The sequence below is a fragment of the Streptomyces sp. NPDC045678 genome, assembly GCF_056432085.1.
In genome coordinates, this window is sequence record NZ_JBWKJS010000019.1 from 13,416 (window position 1) to 32,454 (window position 19,039).

Sequence of the window (19,039 nt, forward strand, 5' to 3'; positions counted from 1 at the left end):
GCGGTTCACCGTGCAACCTTCCCGCCGCTCGGGCGGTCATCCAGTCATGATCCTTGCGTCCGAAGACCCCGGTATATGGGTTCTGCCCGTGCTGCTCCTGTTGGGGGCGGCCGTTGTCGCACCGCTCGCCGGTGCGGTGCTCGCCGGGCGCGTCGTCCTGCGCATCGCGCGGTCCGCGGCCGCCGGTGACGTCTGGAGTGCGCTCACCCCCGGCACGTGGTTGCTCGCCGCGGGGGCGGGCGCGCTCGGCGCGGGGGCCCGGCTCTCCGCCGCCGTGTTCGAGAGGCCCCCCGCATGGGTCGGGACCGTGAGCCTCGTCTGCGGCAGCTTCGCCCTGGCCGCCGCGGCGATGGCGGCCGTCACGGCGGCCCTCGACCGGCACCTCGAGACGGTGCGCGTCACGCCCCGGTCGTCTTCCGCGCGCGATACGCGGCGGCCTTGATCCTGTTGCCGCAGGACTCCATGCCGCACCGCTGCCGCCGCATGCCGCGGGAGCGGTCGATGTGGCCCCGCCGGGCCCTCGATCTGGGGCTGTAGCCCCCGCGTCGGAACACCGCGTCAGTCGGGCCACTCCCACTCGATCCCGTAGACGCCCGGCCTGCAGTGCGTGGGCAGCAGATGGGTCGTGTGGAAGGCGTCGAGTGCGGTGCGGCGGCGGTGGCGGGGTTCGGCGCCGATCTGCTCGCGCTGATAGCTCCAGCAGCCGGCGGGCGGCGCCAGGGGGTGGAAGCGGACGTGCAGGAGGTAGGCCTTCAGGGGCGTGGTGACGCGGCGTTCGTGCTGGTGGGATACGTCCGAGGCGGCCCGGAGCGTATAGGCGACCACCGCGGTCTCGGTCCTGGCCAGTTGCCGCCCGAGCGGAATGTCGGCCGCCACGCACCCGAGCTCCGGCAGGAAGCGGCTGCGCGGCGGCGGCCCGTAGGGGACGGCGAGCTCGACGGTCCCCGCCTTCGGGGAGTCGAGGAAGTGGACGACGGTCAGGTGCTCGACCGCGTCACGGACGGCCTGTACCACCGTCGTGATCGACGTCTCGTGGATGGACCGGTGTTCGTCCAGGCACACCGTCTCCTGGATGGTCAGCGGCCGCAGCCCCTCGTTGAACTGCGGGAACGCGTCCCCGAGGGCCTGTTCCACGTCCGAGTTCTCGCCGTAGACCGTGCGGGCGACGGTCGGGTCGACCGGTGGGGGGCCGCCGCGAGGCCGGTGCGGGCCCAGCAGGGAGCGCAGCGTGCCGGTGGGCAGGTTGAGGAGCGGCTCCAACGCGTCGACGGCGCGCAGGGACTGGGCGCGTTCCGGCTGGCTGCGTCCGCGCTGCCAGTGGCTGAGCGTGGCGAGACTGACGGTGATCTGCTGGGCCCTGAGGTGGTCGCGTATGCGTTCCAGCGGCAGCCCGCGCTGTTGCAGGGCCCGGCGGAACACGGTCGCGAAGGTCGTATCGGGCCCTTCGGTGTGGGGGAGGTTCGGCATGGCGTCTTTCGGCGGGCGGGAGGCAGCACCTCGCCCCGATGAAGGTGACCTCAACGGCGGTTTCAGGCCACACAGGCGACCAGGGGCCGCCCACCTTAGCCGGTGGGCGGCCCCTGGTCTTCCCTCGAAGGCCGGTCAGTTGGTGTTGAGCGTCAGCCCGTAGTACGAGAGGGCGTCGTCGAGCGGCTGGAAGTAGGAGGAGCCGCGCGAGTTCACACCCCCGGTGCACTGCTGGCTCACCGGGCCGCCGGAGGTCATGCCCTGGGCCTGGTTGCCGGAGATGTACGCGCCGCCGCTGTCGCCGCCCTCGGTGCAGACGCTGGAGGTGGCGAGACCCGTGACGACCGTGTCGGGGCCGCCGTTCTGGTCGACGTAGGTGACGGAGACGTTGTACGAACCGACCTTGCCGCACGTCCACCCGGTGGTCGCGCCGGACTTGCAGAGCGCGGCGCCGGACGAGGCGCGGCGGCTGCCGTTCACGGCGACGTTGCCGGCCTGGCCCCAGGTGCCGACCTTGGTCGTGATCGAGTGGCCGGAGCCGATGGTGGCGACGCCCATGTCGACGCTGTTGGTGCCGACCCCGAAGCGGGTGTGGGTGCCCTTGGCGAACGCGGTGCCGCCGTAGCGCAGGGTGGGCAGGCCTTCGACGCAGTGGCCCGCGGTGACGAGGTACTGCTTGCCGGACCGGTCGCGGGCGCCGTAGCCGACGGAACACCAGCCGCTGGTGTCGTTGATCGTCATCTTGCTGCCGGGGGCGATCGCGGCCTGCGGGGCGCGCTTCTCCTGGTCCCGCACGATCTTGACGGCCGAGCCGTACGTCCTGGCCTTGGCGAGGAACGCCTTCGCCGCCGCGCCCCGGTCGCTGTTGACCTTGACGGTGACGTTGTCCGATGCCAGGTCCACGGACCAGTCGACGACACCCGCGGGGGCGCGTCGGGTGGCCGCGGCGTCGAGCCGTGCCTTGATGCTGTCGAGCTTGTCCTCGCCCCGGACCGGCACGCGGGCGTCGAGGCCGGCCTTCTCGATGGCGGCGACATCGGACTTGTCGGCGGCGTTGACGGTCAGCCGGCCGGAGGCGTCGAAGAACGCCCCGTCCTCGGATATCCCGCTTTTCCTCAGCTCGGCGAGCCGGGCCTGCTGGGCGTCCTGCCGGTCGAGCCGCTCGACCGCGGCTTTCTCGCTCACACCGAGCGACGCGGCGAGCGCCCGCACCATCTCGGGTTGGTAGCGCGCGGCCGGAGCGGCGTCCTTCACCGGCGCCTGTGCCTGCGCCGTGGCCTGGGTTCCCACGACCACTGATGCCGAGAGCAGAGCGGCCACGGCGGTGAATCTGTATCTACGAGAATGCGACACACTGATTCCTTCCGAATGGCAGGCAGGAACTCTCCGTAAAGCGAGAAATGGGGGGGTGGGTTCCTGCCTGGCAGTGAGCGTGGGGCTCGCTGCGGCATGAACTCTGGCCCAGTGCTCAGCTCTTCAACAAGGTCTGTGACGAGGGCAGCTTTTAACAGAACATCAAGGGAACTGTTAAAACGGCGCCCTTCCGCATTGGCCAATAGAGTGCATTGGCCAATAGGGGCGGGAATGAGCGACGGCCCTCACCGTGGTCCGGTGAGGGCCGTCAACGGCCGCACGTGGGCGCGGCGAAGGGGTCAGGAGCGCACGGCCTCAGGTGTGATCTTGGCCGGATCCAGATCCACCACGGCCAGCTCCTCCGGGCGCAGCGGGGGAGCCGTCAGCTCCGGCAGGCGCTCGTCGGCGCGCATCGCCATCAGGAAACGGTTGGAGCCCAGTTCGGTCTGGGGCGCGTTGAGACTCATCACGTCCGTGACGATCTCGGACGCCTTGGGGGACCGGATCGACGCGGCCGTGATGGCCTCCGCGAACCGCAGACGCTGTTCCGTGTCCACGCCGATGAGGCGCGGATCCGTCGCCGAGACACGGCAGTTGACGTAGTCGATGTCCTTGGTCGCGGCCAGGATCCAGGGATCGTCTACGGCCGCGCCGATCGCCTTCTGGAGACGGAGCGCGGCCCCCGTGCCTCCCTGCGGATGCTGCCGGAACTCGCGGTCGATCGTGTCGGCGCAGCGCGCGGCCGAGCTCATCCCGTGCCCGTAGATCGGGTTGAACGCGGTCAACGAGTCGCCGATGACGAGCAGTCCGTCGGGCCACTCGGCGAGCCGCTCCGGATACAGACGGCGGTTCGCGCCGGAACGGGAGCCGAAGACCGGGGTGAGCGGCTCCGCGTCGCGCAGGAGCTCGGCGAGGATCGGATGGCTCAGGTTCTCCGCGAAGGGCAGGAACTCGTCCTCGCCGCCCGGTAGGTGGGCGCCTCTCGTGCAGGACAGCGTCGCCAGCCAGCGGCCGCCCTCGATGGGGTAGACCACGCCGAAGCGGCCGGGCTCGCGGACGCGGTCGTCCGCGGCGATGTTGACGGCGGGGAAGTGGGTCGTCGCACCGGGCGGGGCCTGGAAAAGCCGGGTGGCGTAGGCGACGCCCGCGTCCACCACGTCCTCTTCGAGCGCGGGCACGCCCAGCGCCGACAGCCACTGCTTGAGGCGGGAGCCGCGCCCGGTGGCGTCGATCACCAGGTCGGCTTCGAGCGTGTCCTGCGTACCGCTGTCCACGTCGCGTACGACGACACCGGTGACCCGGCTCCCGCCGCCCGAGAGCTCGACGGCCTCGGTGCGCTGCCGGACGGTGATGTTCGCGGCGGACAGGGCCTGTTGACGTACCGTCAGGTCCAGTAGCGGGCGGCTGGCGACCAGCGCGAACTGGGTGGCCGGGAAACGGTGCTGCCACCCCTGCCCGGTCAGGGTCACCAGGTCCTCGGGGAAGCCGAGGCGGCGCGCCCCGGCCGCCAGCAGACGGTCGGTGGTGCCCGGCAGCATCTCCTCGATGAGGCGGGCGCCGTTGGACCAGAGCAGGTGGGCGTGGCGGCCCTGCGGAACTCCCTTGCGGTGCTGGGGCTCCTCGGGCAGGGCGTCACGTTCCACGACGGTGACGGCGTCGACGTGGCGGGCCAGGATGTGGGCGGCCAGGGTGCCTGCCATGCTGGCACCCAGCACGACGGCGTGTGCGGGTCGGGTGGTGGTCACGCGCGGATCCCTTCGGGGTGGGTGGAGTCGGCGGGCCCGTCCATGGTCACGTCGGTGACTCCCCAGAACGCCTGGACCCGGCGGCCGAGCCCGTCCTCGTCGAGTTCGACGATGCCGACGATGCGGAACGTCATCGGCCGCGGCCGCTGCACGGTGACCGTCGTCGGCGTCACCACGAAACGGTCGTCCATCGAGGTCATCGGAGGTTCGGGCACCTCGTGCGTACCGCAGGAGACGGCCAGTTCGAGATGCCTGCGGAGGTCGTCCTTGCCCACCATCGGCGGCCGCCCCACCGGGTCCTCGAAGACGATGTCGTCCGTGAACAGGTCGAGGACGCCCTCGATGTCACCGGCGTTGATCCGCTGGGCGTAGTCGACGGCCATCTGCTTGCGCGCGGCCTCGTCGGGCATGGCACCTCCAGGAAGGGTGGGCAGACCTTGTGCGGGTCGTCGCGGTCCCGCGGTTCAGCCGAGGACCGTGACGTCGGACGTGCCCCAGTACGACTTCAGATGCCGGACGAGGCCGGCCGCGTCCATGCGGATCACGAGCATCGCGGTGCGCCGGATGCGCGCCGTCTCCGGGGCGTCGGGTGCCTTGAGCCAGCCCCGCTCCGCGTACTGCGGGCCCAGGGGCAGGTAGTCCATGACGGAGGTGATGCGAATCAGCGCGTGCGTGGCGTCCTGGCCGGCGACGGGCTCGGCCGCCTCCTCCCGCGGGTGCGCGGAGAGCAGCAGTCCGTAGTGGGCACGCAGCGCGTCGTGCCCGGTGAGGGGCGGCAGGCCGACCGGGTCCTCGACCACGGCGTCGGGCGCGTACAGCTCGACGAGCGCGTCCAGATCCCCGGCGTTGATCCGCCGGCTGTGCTCCAGGGCACGCTTCTTGCGGGCGAACTCGTTCATCGCTGTCCCTCCACTGCCTGTCCGTTGCCCTGTCCGTCGCTCTGCCCGTTGCCGTTGTCCCTGCCGAGGTCCCGGTCGATGAACGCGAAGATCTCGTCGGCCGACGCGTCCTGGATCCGGGCCGCCACCGCCGCCTCCTCGGCCACCTTCTCCGCCGTCTCCCGCGGTACGTCGAGCCGCGCCAGCGTGGCCCGCAGCCGCCCCGCGAGCTCGGCCCTCGCCGTGCCGTCCTCCGAGGAGACCGACAGGAGCGAGTTCTCCAGACGCTCGAACTCCGCGAGGACGTCGGCGAGCGGATCCGCGGCGCGCGGCGCCAGCTCCTGCCGCAGATGCGCGGCGAGCTCCGCCGGGTTCGGGTGGTCGAAGACGAACGTGGCGGGCAGCTTCAGCCCCGTCGCGGTCGAGAGCCTGTTGCGCAGCTCCACCGCCGTCAGCGAGTCGAAGCCGAGCTCCCGCAGCCCCTGCGTCGCATTGACGGGCGTCGCCGCGTCGTATCCCAGGACGGCCGCGATGTGCGTGCACACCAGGTCGAGCAGCGCCTCCTCCCGCTCCGCGTCGGACATCGCACCGAGCGACTTGAGCAGCGCGGACGCACCCGCCGACACGGCGGCCCCGCTCCCGCTCCCGCTCCCGGCGCCGCGCACCAGGTCCTGGAGGAGCGCCGGCACGGGATGGCTCACGGCCTGCCGGCGCATCCGGGCCAGGTCGAGGCGGACCGGCGCGTACAGCGGCAGACCGCCGGCCCAGGCAGTGTCGAGCAGGGCGAGGCCCTCGTCGGCGCCGAGCCCGACCACACCGGCCCGGGCGTGACGTGCCCGGTCGGCGTCGGTGAGCCGCCCCGACATCCCGCTCTCAAGATCCCAGTAGCCCCACGCCAGGGAGGTCGCCGCCGCGCCGCCGTCCTGCCGGTGTCGGGCCAGCGCGTCCAGGAACGCGTTGGCGGCGGTGTAGCTGCCCTGCCCGGGGCCACCGAGGAGCCCGGCGACCGACGAGTACAGGACGAACGCCGACAGGTCGGCGTCCCGCGTCAGCTCGTGCAGGTGCCACGCCGCGTCCGCCTTCACCCGCATCACGTCCTCGACCTGTTCGGCCGTGAGGTTCTGCACCACCGCGTCGCTCACGGTGCCCGCGCAGTGGAAGACGGCGGTCAGCGGGTGGTCCGCGGGCACCGACTCCAGGAGGGCGGCGGCCGCGTCCCGGTCGCCGGGGTCGCAGGCGGCGAACGTGATGCGCGCGCCGAGCGCGGAGAGGTCCGCGGCCAGTTCGAGGGCGCCCGGCGCGTCGGCACCGCGCCTGCTGGACAGGAGCAGATGCCTGGCTCCGTGACGTTCCACCAGGTGGCGGGCGGTCAGGGCGCCGAGGGCCCCGGTCCCGCCGGTGATGAGTACGGTGCCGTCCGGGTCGAAGGCGACGGGCAGGGTGTACACGATCGTGCCCTCGGTGGGCGGGGCCGCCATGGCGGTGGGGGCCTGCCGGACGTCCCAGGCGGTGACGTCGAGCGGTACGAGGACGTCACCGCCGTCGGACGCCGCCCCGGCCGTCCCGGCAGCCGCCGGAGAGCCCGTCACGTCGGTCAGTTCGGCGAGGATCTCCCGTACGCGGCCGGGCCCGGGCGGAGCGACGACCTGGCCCCCGTCCGGGGAGCCCGCCCGCCGCAACACCAACGCCCCGTCACGATCGAGGGTGAAATCGGCCGCACCGTCCACGACGTCCACGAGCCGGTGCGGCGCGAGCCGCGTCACCGCCCGCCCCACGGAGCCGGTTACCGCCGCGACGAGGAGACTCGCCCCGCCGCTCGGCACGACGACATCCGTCAGTACGTGGTACGCCGCCACATAGGCGCCCAACGACCCGGCCGCCTGAGCCCAACTCCAGTCGGCCGGAACCGTCGTGAGCAGCGCCGCGTCGGTGACGGCCACCGGCCCCACCGTGTCGAACAGCCCCATCACCCGGTCACCCACGGCCACCGGGCCGGCCGCACCGCCGACCTCCGTGACGACACCGGCGCCCACGATCCGACCCGCCCCGAGCGGTCCCGAGTCGGGTGCGGCGGCCCGCACCGCGACCCGCACCTCGTGCGGTTCCAGCGCCCGCCGGGCATCCGGAGCGTCGATCAGGGCCAACTGCCCACCGGCGGAACGGCCTTCGCCTCCGGAGAGGCGCCACGTCGGCGCCCCGACCGGCGGCGTGAGCCGGGCGGAGGCGTCGTCACGTACGAGCCGCGGCACGAACGCCCGCCCGCCCCGCACCGCCAACTCGGGCTCCACGAACCCCAGTACACCCGGCAGAGCAGCCAGGGAACCGTCCAGCGCGTCCACGTCCAGCAGCGTGAGACGCCCCGGGTTCTCGGCCTGCGCGCTGCGCACCAGTCCCCACAGCGAGGCCCCCGGCAGGTCACCGACCGCCTCGCCCGGCCGTGCCGCGACCGCGCCCCGCGTGACGACGACGAGACGGCTCGCCGCGAACACGGGATCGCCGACCCACTCCTTGAGCAGCGACAGAAGCGTCACGGCGGCGAGCCGCGCGTACCCGGCCGCATCCTCGACACCGCCGACCCCCCGCGCACCGCCTGCGCCACCCGCACCGGGCGTGGCGCACACGGCGAGCACGACATCGGGCGCCTCGCCCCCGTCCGCCACATCCTCCCGCAGCGCGGCGAACGACTCCCGCACGGGAGCACCGGACAGCGCGTCGGCGAGCGCGGTACCCAGCGGCTCCCCGGCAGGCGCGAGGACAGCGGGACGCACGGCCCCGCCGCCCTCGTCGGCCCGCGCGGCAGCCTCCGTCCACACGAGCCGGAACAGCGCGTCCCGGTCGGCCGTACGGGCACCGGCGATCTGGTGGGCGGCCACCGGCCGCACCGTGAGCGACTCCAGCGTCAGGACCGGCGCCCCACCGTCGTCGACGGCCGTCAGGGCCAGCTGGTCCGGCGCGGTGCGTGCGATGCGTACCCGCAGGCTGTCGGCGCCCGGCGCGTGCACCCGCAACCCGCTCCAGGAGAACGGCAGCAGCACCTGGTCGGTGTCGGCGGACGAGGTGACCGCGTCCAGGATCAGCGCGTGCAGCGTGGCGTCGAGCAGCACCGGATGGACCTGGTAGCGGTCGGCGCCGCCGCTCTCCGCCTCGGGCAGCCTCACTTCGGCGAAGAGGTCGTCCCCGAGCCGCCACGCGGTCACGAGACCCTGTGAGCCGGGCCCGAAGTCGTAGCCGTACGAGGCGAGTTCCCCGTACGGATCCTGCCCGCCGACAGGTGTGGCCCCGGGCGGCGGCCAGGCGCCGCCCGGTGACCCGTCCGCGGCGACGGGCCCGCCGGGAGCCACCGTGCCGGCGGCGTGCCGGGTCCAGACGGCTCCCTCGCCCTCACCCGTGGGCCGCGAGTGGACGGACACGGGACGCCGCCCGTCCTCGGCCGCGGCACCGACCGCCACCTGCAGATCCACCGCCCCCGCGCCCTCGTCCCCGAAGGCGAGCGGCGTGTGCAGCGTCAGCTCCGCGAGCTCGTCGCAACCGGCGCGCGCCGCCGCCTGCAACGCGAGCTCCACGAAGGCGGAGCCCGGCAGCAGCACCGTCTCCATGACCCGGTGCTCGGCCAGCCACGCCTGGTCACGCGGCGAGATCCGCCCGGTCAGCAGATGACTGCCGCCGTCCGCGAGCTCCACGGCGGCCCCGAGCAGCGGGTGCCCGGCCGAGGCGAGCCCGAGCCCCGCCGGGTCCCCGGCGAGCCCCCGGCGCCCTTCGAGCCAGAACCGCTCCCGTTGGAAGGCGTACGTCGGCAGGTCCACCACCCTCGGCAACGGAACCGCGGGGAACCACCCCGTCCAGTCGACGTCGGCGCCCGCGGCGAAGGCCTGGGCGGCGGCGCGGGTGAGCTGGGCGGTGTCGCCGTGGTCGCGGCGCAGGGTGGGCACGACGGTGGCAGGCATGTCGGCCTGTTCGATGGTCTCTTCCATGCCGAGAGCCAGTACGGGGTGGGGGCTGGCCTCGATGAACAGCCGGTAGCCATCGGCGAGGAGCGCATCGACAGTGTCGGCGAAACGGACCGGTTGTCGGAGGTTGGTGACCCAGTAGTCGGTGTCGAGGGTGGTGGTGTCGGTGAGGCGTTCGGCGGTGACGGTGGAGTAGAACGCCACGTCGGTGGAGACGGGCCGGATGTCGGCCAGGCGTGTAGTGAGGAGGTCGTGCAGTGCGTCGATCTGGGGGTTGTGGGAGGCGTAGCCGACGTCGATGACCCGGGCGCGCAGCCCAGCCTCCTCCGCATCCGCGACTACGGCCGCGACATGCTCGGGTGTCCCCGAAATGACGGTGGACGAGGGGCCGTTGACGGCGGCGATGCTCACGCCCGGCCGGTCGCCGATGAGCTCGGCGGTCCGTTCGGCACCGGCTCCGACGGATGCCATGTCGCCGTGTCCCTGAAGCTGGCGCAGTGCGTCACTGCGTACGGCTACGATCCGTGCCGCATCCTCCAGCGACAGCGCGCCCGCGACACAGGCGGCGGCCATCTCACCCTGAGAGTGCCCGATCACGGCGGCCGGGACGATCCCCTGATCCGCCCACACCGCAGCAAGCGAGACCATGACAGCCCACAACACCGGCTGCACAACTTCCACCCGCGCCAGTTCCTGGCCGTCCCCGCGCAACACCTCACGCAGCGACCAGTCGACGTGAGCGGACAGCGCCCGCTCACACTCGGCAATCCGCCCCGCGAACACAGGCGACTCATCCAGCAGCCGGGCCCCCATCCCCACCCACTGCGACCCCTGTCCCGGAAAGACCAGCACCGGACCCGCACCGGAAGCACCCTGTACGGCGCCCTCCACTACGTCTGGTGAGGGTTCGCCCGCTGCCAGGGAGCGCAGCCCGGTGAGGAGCGCGTCACGGTCCCGGCCCACGACCACGGCACGGTTCTCGAACACCGAACGGCTCTTGACCAGGGACCAGCCCACGTCAAGGGGCGACGCCAGCCGCGGGTCGGTCGTCGCGCGCTCGGCCAGCAGTGCCGCCTGGGCCCGCAGCGCCTCCTCGCCGCGCGCCGACACCACCCACGGCACCACTCCGGCCGGTGCGTCGGACATGTCGGAGGAGGTGGGCGCGTCCTCCGGCGCGTCCGGGGCCTGTTCGAGGATGAGGTGGGCGTTCGTGCCCGAGATGCCGAACGCGGACACTCCGGCGCGGCGCGGGCGTTCGCCGCGCGGCCAGGCGACCGGCTCGGACAGGAGCCGGACGCCGCTGCCCTCCCAGTCCACGTGAGGTGTGGGCGCGTCGATGTGCAGCGAGGTGGGCAGCTGCTCGTTGCGCAGCGCCATCACCATCTTGATCACGCCCGCGACACCGGCCGACGCCTGCGCGTGCCCGATGTTCGACTTGATCGAGCCGAGCCACAGCGGCCGGTCCTCGGGCCGCTCCTTGCCGTACGTGGCCACGAGCGCGCTCGCCTCGATGGGGTCGCCCAGCATCGTGCCCGTGCCGTGCGCCTCCACCGCGTCGACGTCCCCGGCGGCCAGCCGCGCGTTGGCGAGGGCCTGACGGATCACGCGCTGCTGCGCCTGCCCGTTGGGTGCCGTGAGCCCGTTGCTCGTACCGTCCTGGTTGATGGCCGAGCCGCGGATCACCGCGAGGACCTTGTGGCCGTTGCGCCGGGCCTCCGAGAGCCGTTCGAGGACGACCAGGCCGACGCCCTCGGCCCATCCCGTGCCGTCGGCGGCGGACGCGAACGGCTTGCACCGCCCGTCCTCGGCGAGCCCGCGCTGCAGCGAGAACTCCACGAAGGCGCCCGGCGTCGCCATCACCGTCGCGCCGCCCGCGAGGGCGAGCGAGCACTCGCCCTGCCGCAGCGCGTGCGCCGCCTGGTGGATCGCCACCAGCGACGACGAGCACCCGGTGTCGATGGTCATGGCGGGGCCTTCGAGGCCGAGTACGTACGACACGCGGCCCGAGGCGACGCAGCCGAGGTTGCCGGTGCCGATGTAGCCCTCCACCTCGGTGGGGCGTTCACCGACGAGCGCCAGGTAGTCGAAGATGGTCAGGCCCGTGTACACGCCGGCGTTGCTGCCCTTCAGGGTCTCGCGGTCGAGCCCGGCGCGTTCGATCGCCTCCCAGGCGGTCTCCAGGAGCAGTCGCTGCTGCGGGTCCATCGCGACGGCCTCGCGCGGGCTGATGCCGAAGAAGCCGGCGTCGAAGTCGCCCGCGTCGTAGAGGAAGCCGCCCTCGCGGACGTAGCTGGTGCCGCGGCTCTCCGGGTCCGGGTCGTACAGCGTCTCCAGGTCCCAGCCCCGGTCGTCGGGGAAGTCGCTCATGGCGTCCCTGCCGGCCGTGACCAGGTCCCACAGTTCCTCGGGCGAGCGGACGTCGCCCGGGTACCGGCAGGCCATGCCGACGATCGCGATCGGCTCGTCGTCGGCGGCCGCGGCGGTCGCGCGCGCCGCTTCGGCGGACGCCGTCTCGCCCGACAGTTCGGACTGGAGGACGTCGGTGAGCGCGTCGGGTGTGGGGTGGTCGAAGACGACCGTGGTCGGCAGGGTCAGGCCGGTGCTCTTGTTCAGCCTGTTGCGCAGCTCCACCGCGGTCAGCGAGTCGAAGCCCAGCTCCTGGAATGGCTTGGTCGCGGGCACGGCGTCGACGTCCGAGTGCCCGAGCGTGGCCGCCGCCTGCGACCGCACGTGCTGCAACAGCAGCTGCCGCTGCTGCGCGGGCTTCGCCTCGGTCAGTTCCTGCTGGAGCGACGACACCTCCGAGGCGTCCTCCTGTGCCGCGGGTGCGCTCGCGCGGCGGTTCTCGGGCAGGTCGGCGAGGAGCGGGCTGGGTCGTTGCGCGGTGAACGTCGACGTGAACTGCGCCCAGTCGAAGTTCGCCACCGTCAGCGTCGTCTCGCCCGCGTCGAGCGCCTGGTGCAGCGCCTTGACGCACAGGTCGGGGCTGAGCGGGTGCAGGCCGAAACGGCTGAAGAACGTCAGCGCCGCCTGGTCGGCCGCCATCCCGGCCTCGGCCCAGGGTCCCCAGGCGATGGAGGTGGCGGGCAGGCCCTGGGAGCGGCGGTGGTCGGCCAGCGCGTCGAGGAAGTGGTTGGCGGCTCCGTAGGCGCCCTGCTGTCCGCTGCCCCACACTCCGGCACCGGACGAGAACATCACGAACGCCGAGAGGTCCAACTCCCGGGTCAGCTCGTGCAGATGGAGAGCCGCGAGGGCCTTGGGGCGCAGTACCTCGTCGAGTTGCGCGCCCGTCACCTCGCCGAGGCCGATGTAGTTCGGGACGCCGGCGGCGTGCACGACGGCGGTGAGCGGGTGCTCGGCGGGAATGCCGTCGAGGAGGCGGCGCACCTGCTCGCGGTCGCCGACGTCGCACGCGGTGATCGAGACGCTCGTGCCCAACGCCCCGAGCTCGGCAGCGAGTTCACTGGCGCCGGGGGCGTCGGGGCCGCGTCGGCTGGTGAGGAGCAGGTGCGGGGCGCCTTCGCGGGCGAGCCAGCGGGCCAGTACGGCGCCGATTCCGCCGGTGCCGCCGGTGATGAGGGTGGTGCCGCGGGGCTCCCAGCTCACACCGCTGTTCGGGGTGGTGGCGGGCGCGTGGGCGAGGCGGCGGGCATGGACGCCGGAGGGGCGTATCGCGATCTGGTCCTCGTCCTGCGAGGCGGGCGCCGGGGCGAGGGCCGAGGCGAGACGGTTCAGCGACTGGTGGTCGATACGTGCGGGCAGATCGACGAGTCCGCCCCACAACCGCGGATACTCCAGGGCGGCGACCCGCCCGAGGCCCCAGACCTGTGCCTGCACGGGGCGGGTGAGGGCGTCGGTGGCACCGGTGGAGACGGCGCCCTGCGTGAGGGTGCGCAGGACGACGTCGGTGCCGTTGTCGCCGAGGGCCTGGACGAGAGCGGTCGTCGCGGCGAGCCCGGCGGGCACGGCAGGGAACTCGGGGTGCGGCTGCTCGTCGAGCGCCAGCAGATTGACGATGCCCGCGTGCGGTTCGTCGCCCATCAGTGACCGCAGCTCCGCCGCCAGTCCGGCACGTTCCACGGCGCGCGCGTCGAGCACGTGCCGTCGCACCTCGCCGCCGTGCGCGGCCAGCGTCTGCGCGGTCGCGAGGACGGCGGGGTGGTCGGCGTGCGCGGCGGGCACGAGCAGCAGCCAGATGCCGCCGAGCTCCGGTGCCGCCGCGTCGGGCAGGTGTTTCCACGTGACGTGGTAGCGCCAGGAGTCGACCGTGGACTGTTCCCGGTGCCGGCGCCGCCAGGCCGACAGGACGGGCAGCGCGGGTTCCAGCGCCTCGACGGTCTCCGTCTGCCCCTCGATCTCCAGGCTGCTCGCGAGCGCGTCGATGTCCAGATCCTCGATCGCCTGCCACACCCGGGCCTCGACCGGATCGTGCCCGCCGCCCCCGGACGCCACCGCGGCGGGCGGCTCCACCCAGTACTGCTTGCGCTGGAACGCGTACGTGGGCAGGTCGACGGTGCGAGGGGTCGGCTCGGCCGGGAACCAGCGGCGCCAGTCGACCTCGGCACCCGCGGCGAACGCCTGCGCGGCGGCGTGCGTGAGCTGGGTGCGGCCGCCGTGGTCGCGGCGCAGGGTGGGAACGGTGGTCGCCATGACCCCGGCCTGCTCGATGGTCTCCTGAATGCCGAGGTTGAGGACGGGGTGGGGGCTGGCTTCGATGAAGAGCCGGTAGCCGTCGGTGAGGAGCGCTTCGACGGTGTCGGCGAAGCGGACGGGTTGTCGGAGGTTGGTGACCCAGTAGTCGGTGTCGAGGGAGGTCGTGTCGTCGAGGCGCTCGGCGGTGACCGTCGAGTAGAACGCCGCATCGGTGGAGACGGGCCGGATGTCGGCCAGGCGTGTAGTGAGGAGGTCGTGCAGTGCGTCGATCTGGGGGTTGTGGGAGGCGTAGCCGACGTCGATGACCCGGGCGCGCAGCCCGGCTTCCTCCGCCTCGGCGACCACGGCCGCGACATGCTCGGGTGTCCCCGAAATGACCGTGGAAGAGGGCCCGTTGACGGCGGCGACGCACACGTCAGACCGGTCGCCGATGAGCTCGGCGGTCCGTTCGGCACCGGCACCGATGGACGCCATGTCGCCGTGTCCCTGAAGCTGGCGCAGTGCGTCACTGCGTACCGCCACGATCCGTGCCGCATCCTCCAGAGACAGTGCCCCCGCGACACACGCGGCGGCCATCTCACCCTGAGAGTGCCCGATCACGGCGGCCGGCACGATCCCCTGATCCGCCCACACGGCAGCGAGGGAGACCATCACCGCCCAGAGCGCCGGCTGCACGACCTCGACCCGCGCCAGTTCCTGGCCGTCCCCGCGCAACACCTCACGCAACGACCAGTCGACGTACGCGGACAAGGCCTGCTCGCACTCGGCAATGCGCGCCGCGAACACCGGCGACTCATCGAGCAGTTGGGCACCCATCCCCACCCACTGCGACCCCTGTCCCGGAAACACCAGCACCGGCCCGGGGCCCACGTCGCCCGCGACCCCCGAAACGACATCCGCGGACGCCTCGCCCGAGGCCAGCGCCCCCAGCGAGGCAAGCGCCTGGGCGGAGTCCTGCCCGACCAGCACCACGGCGCGGTGTTCGAGGATCGCGCGGCTCGTGGCCAGCGACCAGCCGATCTCCGTCGGCCGCGCTCCCGCGGCGCCCGCCGCGAACTCGGCGAGCCGACGGGCCTGTTCGCGCAGCGCGTCGGCCGTCCGCCCGGAAACGACCCACGGCACCACCGCACCCGGCGGTGGCGCGGCGGCCTCCTCCGCGGCCGTCTCTTCCTGCGGCGCCTCCTCCAGGATCAGATGCGCGTTCGTTCCCGAGATGCCGAACGCCGAGATGCCCGCACGTCGCGTCCGCTCCGACCGCCACTCGACGGGCTCGGAGAGCAGCCGTACGCCGCCCTGCTCCCACTGGACGTGCGGCGAAGGGGCGTCGATGTGCAGCGAGGTGGGGAGGAGGCCGTTGCGCAGGGCCATGACCATCTTGATCACACCGGCCACACCGGCGGCGGCCTGCGTGTGACCGATGTTGGACTTGACGGAGCCGAGCCACAGCGGCCGGTCGTCCGGCCTGCCCTGCCCATACGTGGCGAGGAGCGCGTTGGCCTCGATGGGGTCGCCGAGCGTGGTGCCCGTGCCGTGGGCCTCCACGGCGTCGACGTCCTCGGCGGAGAGGCGCGCGTTGGCGAGGGCGGCGCGGATGACTCGTTCCTGCGAGGGGCCGTTGGGCGCGGCGAGCCCGTTGCTCGTACCGTCCTGGTTGATGGCCGAACCCCGCACCACCGCAAGGACCTTGTGGCCCCGACGGCGGGCCTCGGAGAGCAGTTCGAGCGCCACGACGCCCGCGCCCTCGCCCCAGCCGGTTCCGTCGGCGGCGGCCGCGAACGGCTTGCAGCGGCCGTCGGGCGCGAGCCCGCGCTGCCGGGAGAACTCGGTGAACGAACCGGGCGTGGCCATCACCGTCGACCCGCCGGCCAGCGCGAGCGAGCACTCGCCCTGCCGCAGCGCCTGACTCGCCAGGTGGATCGCGACCAGGGACGACGAGCACGCCGTGTCGACCGTCACGGCGGGGCCTTCGAGGCCCAGCGTGTAACTGATGCGGCCCGACACCACGCTGCCGAGGTTGCCGGTGCCGATGTACCCCTCGACCTCACTGGCCGTCTGGCTGATCAGCGTCAGATAGTCGTGCGCGCTGACCCCGGTGAAGACACCGGTGTCGCTGCCCTGGAGCCCCTGCGGGTTCAGGCCCGCGTGCTCGATCGCCTCCCACGCGGTCTCGAGGAGCAGTCGCTGCTGCGGGTCCATCGCGACGGCCTCGCGCGGGCTGATGCCGAAGAACTCGGCGTCGAAGCGGCCCGCGTCGTACAGGAAGGCGCCGTCCCGCACGTAACTGGTCGCCGGGTGCTCCGGGTCCGGGTGGTAGAGGGACTCCAGGTCCCAGCCCCGGTCGTCGGGGAACCCCGAGACGGCGTCGCCCCCGTCGCGCACGAGCTGCCACAGGTCCTCCGCGGACCGGGCGCCGCCGGGGAAGCGGCAGGCCATGCCGACGATGGCGACCGGCTCCGCCGACTCCTTGTCACGGAGCTTCTGGCGGGCCTCGCGCAGCTCCGCGGTGACCCACTTGAGGTGATCGAGAAGCTTCTCCTCGTTCGACATCTGACCCAGGCTCCTTGGCGGTACGTGGTGATCGGGGAGGATTGCGGGCGGGTGTGCGGGCGAGTGTGCGGGCGGGCGGGGTGTACGGATGGGCGTGCGGGCCGGGGCTCGGGGGAGGGGCTCAGGACTTCCCGAACTCGCTGGAGATGAGGTCGAAGATGTCGTCCGCGCTCGCCGCCTCGAGGTCGGCGTGGCCGGATTCGCCGCCGTCCGGGCCGTCCTGCGCCGGGCTCCACTTCGAGACCAGCACGTGGAGCCGTCCGACGATGCGCCGGCGGGCCGCCTCGTCCATCCCCGCCGTGCCGTACGCCGCGTCCCACTTGTCGAGTGCCGCGAGCACGCTGCCCTCTCCGGTGCTCTCGCCGTCGTCTCCCAGCTGCGCGCGCAGGTGCGAGGCGAGGGTCTCGGAGGTGGGATGGTCGAAGATCACCGTGGCGGGCAGGGCGAGCCCGGTCGTGGTGTTGAGCTGGTTGCGCAGCTGGACGGCGGTCAGCGAGTCGAAGCCGAGCTCCTGGAACGGCTTCGCCGCGGGGATGTCCTCGACCGTGCGGCCCAGTGTGGCGGCCGCGAGCGTCCTGACGTGCTGGACGAGGAAACCGTGCCGCTGTGACGCGGGCGTCTTCGCGAGCTCCTCGCGGAACGCGCTGGTCTCGGCCGCGGAACCGCCCCGCTCGGCCTCGCGTCGGTTCTCCGGCAGGTCGTCGAGGAACGGGCTCGGCCGCTGCGCGGTGAACGTCGGTGTGAACTTCGCCCAGTCGAAGTTCGCCACCGTCAAAGTGGCGTCGCCCGCGCCGACCGCCTGGTGCAGCGCCTTGACGCACAGGTCGGGGCCGATCGGGAGCAGACCGAAGCGCTTGAAGTACGAGAGTGACTCCGGGTCCGCGGACATGCCGGCCTCCGCCCAGGGTCCCCAGGCGATGGAGGTGGCGGGCAGGCCCTGGGAGCGGCGGTGGTCGGCCAGCGCGTCGAGGAAGTGGTTGGCGGCTCCGTAGGCGCCCTGCTGTCCGCTGCCCCACACCCCGGCACCGGACGAGAACATCACGAACGCCGAGAGGTCCATGTCCCGGGTCAGCTCGTGCAGGTTCCAGGCCGCATCGGACTTCGATCCGAGCACGTCGTCCAGGCGCGCGGTCGTCAGATCGGCGATCGACGTCAGATCGGTCATGCCCGCCGCGTGGATGACAGCGGTCAGGGGCTGCTCGGGCGGCGTCCCGTCGAGGAGCCCGCGGAGTTGCCGCGGGTCGCTGACGTCGCAGGCGGTGAGGGTGACGGCGGTGCCGAGTCCGCGCAGTTCGGCGGCGAGTTCTCGGGCGCCGGGGGCGTCGGGGCCGCGGCGGCTGGTGAGGAGCAGGTGCGGGGCGCCTTCGCGGGCGAGCCAGCGGGCCAGTACGGCGCCGATTCCGCCGGTGCCGCCGGTGATGAGGGTGGTGCCGCGGGGCTCCCAGCTCGCACCGCTGTTCGGGGTGGTCGCGGGCGCGTGGGTGAGGCGCCGGGTGTGGGTTCCCGTGGCGCGGACGGCGGTCTGGTCCTCGTCCTGGGGGAGGAGCGCGGCGGCGAGACGCGCGAGGGTGTGGGGGTCGGTACGGGCCGGGAGGTCGATGAGCCCGCCCCACATGCGCGGGTGTTCCAGGGCGGCGACGCGCCCGAGTCCCCACACGTGGGCCTGGAGCGGATGGGTGAGTGGATCGGTGGCACTCGTGGAGACCGCTCCCTGCGTGACGGTGTGCAGGGGAGTAGTCGTGCCGTTGTCGCCGAGAGCCTGGATGAGCGCGGTGGTCGCCGCGAGTCCGGCGGGCACGGCCGCGTGCTCGGGGTGCGGGGTCTCGTCCAGCGGCAGCAGATTGACGATCCCGGCAAGCCCCGACGTGTCCACGGCCACCAGCGCCTCGCGCCGAACCCGTCCGACCTCCACGGGGTGCAGGCGGACGGAGGTGGCGCCGTGCTCACTCAGTGCGTCGGCGGCGGCTCGTACGGCGGAATGTTCCGCGTAGCCGTCGGGGACGAAGAGCAGCCATTCGCCGCCCAGTTGGGGGTTGGCCGTGTCGGGTTGGTGCTTCCACGTGACGCGGTAGCGCCAGGAGTCGATGGTCGCCTGGTCCCGGTGCCGACGCCGCCACCCCTGAAGCACGGGCAGCGCGGGCTCCAGCGCCCGCACCGCCTCATCACTGCCCTCCTCCGACCGCAGCGTCTCCGCCAACAGCCCGAGGTCGAGATTCTCGACCGCCTGCCACAACTGTGTCTCGGCCGCGCTGTGCTCGGCGCCGAGGGTCCTGACGGCGCGGGGGGAGTGTTCGAGCCAGTAGTGCTGGTGTTGGAAGGCGTAGGTGGGGAGGTCGACGGTGCGCGGGGTCGGGTCGGCCGGGAACCAGCGGCGCCAGTCGACGTCGGCGCCCGCGGCGAAGGCCTGGGCGGCGGCGCGGGCGAGCTGGGCGGTGTCGCCGTGGTCGCG

General features: G+C 72.9%; 8 protein-coding genes and 1 pseudogene. 1 reads left to right on the forward strand and 8 read right to left on the reverse strand.

The window, feature by feature from the left end; translation table 11 throughout:
• Window positions 1-46 precede the first annotated feature (46 nt).
• Entirely contained in the window at window positions 47-442 is a 396-nt protein-coding gene (locus AC07DO_RS39590; protein WP_479067337.1) for a hypothetical protein, read from the forward strand.
• Here the strand turns inward: AC07DO_RS39590 and AC07DO_RS39595 are convergent.
• The 8 genes and pseudogenes from AC07DO_RS39595 to AC07DO_RS39630 all read right to left on the reverse strand — a co-directional run.
• Window positions 399-512: pseudogene (locus AC07DO_RS39595) on the reverse strand (CGNR zinc finger domain-containing protein); the annotation flags it as partial. The gene AC07DO_RS39590 and the pseudogene AC07DO_RS39595 sit on opposite strands and share 44 nt — an antisense overlap.
• A 46-nt stretch (window positions 513-558) precedes the next feature.
• Window positions 559-1,467 carry a hypothetical protein gene (locus AC07DO_RS39600; RefSeq protein ID WP_479067339.1) on the reverse strand — a complete coding sequence of 303 codons (909 nt, stop codon included), beginning with the start codon at window positions 1,465-1,467 and terminating at the stop codon, window positions 559-561.
• A 135-nt stretch (window positions 1,468-1,602) separates the two neighbouring features.
• Window positions 1,603-2,820 carry a S1 family peptidase gene (locus AC07DO_RS39605; protein WP_479067341.1) on the reverse strand — a complete coding sequence of 406 codons (1,218 nt, stop codon included), beginning with the start codon at window positions 2,818-2,820 and terminating at the stop codon, window positions 1,603-1,605.
• A gap of 299 nt (window positions 2,821-3,119) precedes the next feature.
• Window positions 3,120-4,565, reverse strand: coding sequence for an NAD(P)/FAD-dependent oxidoreductase (locus tag AC07DO_RS39610; RefSeq protein WP_479067343.1), 1,446 nt, complete (start codon window positions 4,563-4,565; stop codon window positions 3,120-3,122).
• A complete protein-coding gene (locus AC07DO_RS39615; RefSeq protein ID WP_479067345.1) occupies window positions 4,562-4,975 on the reverse strand; it encodes a nuclear transport factor 2 family protein in 414 nt (137 codons plus the stop codon). The genes AC07DO_RS39610 and AC07DO_RS39615 overlap by 4 nt, the downstream gene beginning before the upstream one ends.
• Before the next feature lie 54 nt (window positions 4,976-5,029).
• Window positions 5,030-5,464 carry a nuclear transport factor 2 family protein gene (locus AC07DO_RS39620; RefSeq protein WP_479067347.1) on the reverse strand — a complete coding sequence of 145 codons (435 nt, stop codon included), beginning with the start codon at window positions 5,462-5,464 and terminating at the stop codon, window positions 5,030-5,032.
• Window positions 5,461-16,590 carry a type I polyketide synthase gene (locus AC07DO_RS39625; RefSeq protein WP_479067349.1) on the reverse strand — a complete coding sequence of 3,710 codons (11,130 nt, stop codon included), beginning with the start codon at window positions 16,588-16,590 and terminating at the stop codon, window positions 5,461-5,463. Before AC07DO_RS39625 ends, AC07DO_RS39620 begins: the two co-directional genes overlap by 4 nt.
• Window positions 16,591-16,711: 121 nt before the next feature.
• Window positions 16,712-19,039: SDR family NAD(P)-dependent oxidoreductase (locus tag AC07DO_RS39630; RefSeq protein ID WP_479067351.1), on the reverse strand; the 2,328-nt coding region annotated here is incomplete at its 5' end.